The organism is Inquilinus sp. (genome assembly GCF_057815775.1).
In genome coordinates this window covers 1-2,577 of sequence record NZ_JBYRFX010000260.1, presented here as the reverse complement: position 1 = coordinate 2,577, position 2,577 = coordinate 1, and the positions used below count along the sequence as shown (strand labels likewise).

General features: G+C 67.4%; 3 protein-coding genes. 2 read left to right on the top strand and 1 reads right to left on the bottom strand.

The window, feature by feature from the left end:
- Positions 1-475 precede the first annotated feature (475 nt).
- Complete coding sequence (locus tag AC3XYG_RS09205; protein WP_489139521.1) at positions 476-712, top strand: hypothetical protein; 237 nt, start codon at positions 476-478, stop codon at positions 710-712.
- 19 nt (positions 713-731) lie between these two features.
- On the opposite strand, the gene AC3XYG_RS09200 is transcribed toward AC3XYG_RS09205, so the two are convergent.
- Complete coding sequence (locus tag AC3XYG_RS09200; RefSeq protein ID WP_489139520.1) at positions 732-1,526, bottom strand: IclR family transcriptional regulator; 795 nt, start codon at positions 1,524-1,526, stop codon at positions 732-734.
- Positions 1,527-1,751: 225 nt separating this feature from the next.
- Here AC3XYG_RS09200 and AC3XYG_RS09195 point away from each other — a divergent pair.
- On the top strand, positions 1,752-2,577 hold an 826-nt coding region (locus AC3XYG_RS09195), incomplete at its 3' end, for an ABC transporter substrate-binding protein (RefSeq protein WP_489139519.1).

The following is a 2,577-nucleotide window of genomic DNA, read 5'->3' as shown; positions in this document are numbered from 1 at the left end:
CGAGGCTGCGCCAGGGGGCTTCGGTGACGTTCACCGGCATGCGCCGGTCGGTTGCGCCGAGGCCGGGCAGCGGCGGGAGAGGAGGAAGGGACGGCGGGGCGGCAGAGGCCGCAAGGGCGCAACCGACAAGGAGTCCACCGACCAGCGTTGAGATGAGCCGCATTCTGTTCCCGCCTGATCGGCGATCGGCCGGTGCCGTTCGCGCCGGGACTATTGCCGAGGCCGCAGTGTGCGCCAAGCCGGGCGTGTTGACGCGGTAGGATTTAATGGACCGACCGGAAGCCGGTTCGCGATGTCGGGTGGCGGCTTCCTGTCGCGATTGTCATTTGATCTCAAGCCCATGCCGGCGTCTTCTGGCCAACGAGGAACTGCCGCCGCCGGGAACCCTGCTGATGGCGGCGGCGTTCCTTCGATATCCTGCCGGCGATGCCCGTTGCAACGGGCACGTCCTGGGATGTGTTAGGGAGTGAACGCGATGGATCGGGATTTTGCGCGCCAGGTGGCGCGGGTTCGCGGCGATGCGCGGGCCGTCGATCTGATGCAGCGGGCCTTTCGCCGCGACCGGGCCGGGGAAGGTGACGACACCTCAGCCGCGGATGCGTCCTATGTGGCGGGACGCCGGCGGGCGCTGAAGGCGATGGTGGCGGAGACGTCGGCTTTCCACCAGGTGGTCGATCCGGTCATGCGCGACCTGGTGGCGCGGCGGCGCTGAGGCCGGCCGGGGCGAGAGGTCAGGCGGTCCAGCCGAGCAGCCGTTCGATCCGGCTGGCGGCTTCCTGCACCGCGACGCTGTAGGTCCGCTCCCGCTCCCGTGCCTTCTGCTCGGGCAGGACGACGCTGATCGTCGCCTCGCAATCGCCGCTCGGGGTGCAGATCGGGGCGGCGATGCAGGCGACGGCGAAGTCGGATTCGCTCAGCTGGATGGCCAGCTTTTCGGTCAGCGACATTTCCCCGGCCCGGCACAGCACCTCCGGATCGGTCTCAGCCATGCCGGTCGGGGAGGGCTGGGCCACCCGGCGCATCAGCTCGAACCGCTCGCCCCAGGGCAGGTGGCCGATCAGCAGCCGGCCGGAAGCGGTCCAGTTCAGCGGCACCCGGGTCCCGACCTTGGACGAGACCCGGAAATGCCCCGACGGCTCGGCCATTGCCAGCACCACCATGTGGCCGTCGTCGCGGCCGCAGACCTGCACTGTCTCGCCCAGCAGCCGGCTCAGCTCCCGCATCTCCTGCGACGCGGTTTCCAGCAGGTTCAGGGTACGGCCATAGGCCAGGCCGTAGTGATACAGCCGCGGGCCGAACCACAGCAGCCCGTCGCCGTCGCGCGACAGCAGGTCCTGGCGCAGCAGCGAATCGACCACGCCGTAGATCGTCGACATCGGCGCGCGCAGGGCCTTCGACACGTCATAGGCCGTCAGCGGCTTCCCGGCCGCCAGCAGATGGTCGCAGATCTGCACGGCGCGCTCGATGCCGCTCACCCGGCTGCGCTCGGTCATTCCTTCGGCCTTTGCCGCAACGTCCACCGTCATGATCCGATCCTGCTGCTCCCGGCCATGCTCCGGCCGAGTGGTATAGGTCTCAACAACACAAGCTAAGCCCCACCGGTTGTTTCGGTCAATCGCCCAGGATTTCCGCCGTCCCGGTCGATCGGATGGGTTGACGTCGCCGTATCGATAGCCTTAGCGTATTCCATAACGGAAGACGTTACTTCCTTATAATGGAATATCGGCGCGACCTCAAACGGGGAGAGGGGAATGCTGAAGATACTGTGCCTCGTCGCATTGGCGACATTCGCGAGCATGACCGGCGCCACGGCGGCGCCCGCCAAGGGCGGCTCGATCACGGTGGCGACGGTGGGGGAGCCGCCGACGCTCGACCCGATGGTCAGCACCGCCGACCTGGTCGGCATCGTCACTCAGCATATTTTCGAGACGCTCTACACCTTCGACGCCAATTGGAGCGTCGTTCCGTTGGTCGCCGACGCCATGCCGGATGTCAGCGCCGACGGCCGCGTCTACACCATCAAGATCCGCCAGGGCCTGACCTTCCATGACGGCTCGGCGCTGGATGCCGACGACGTCGTCGGCTCGCTCAAGCGCTGGACCGAGGTGGCGTCGCGCGGCAAGCTCGCCGCCGACAACATCGACAAGATCGAGAAGGTGGACGCCTTCACCATCAAGATCTCGCTGAAGCAGCCCTTCGCGCCACTGCTGGCCCTGCTGGCCTTCAACAACAGCGCCGCCGTGATCCTGCCGTCGGAGAAGATCGCGCCGGAGCTGACGGAGATCGTCGGCAGCGGCCCCTACATGCTGAAGGCCCGCGTGGCCGACCAGTACATACAGCTGGTCCGCTTCGAGGGCTACAAGCCGCGCGAGGGCGACCCCAACGGCTATGGCGGCGCCCGCAAGCAGTATCTCGACGAGATCCGCTTCACCCCGGTGCCGAACGCCAACACCCGGGTCGAGGGCGCGGTGGCCGGCCAGTATGACTACACGGATTCGCTGCCGGTCGAGGCCTTCGACAAGGTCAAGGCCGGGGCCTCGGAGCCGATCATCCTGAAGCCGTTCGGCTGGCCGGTCT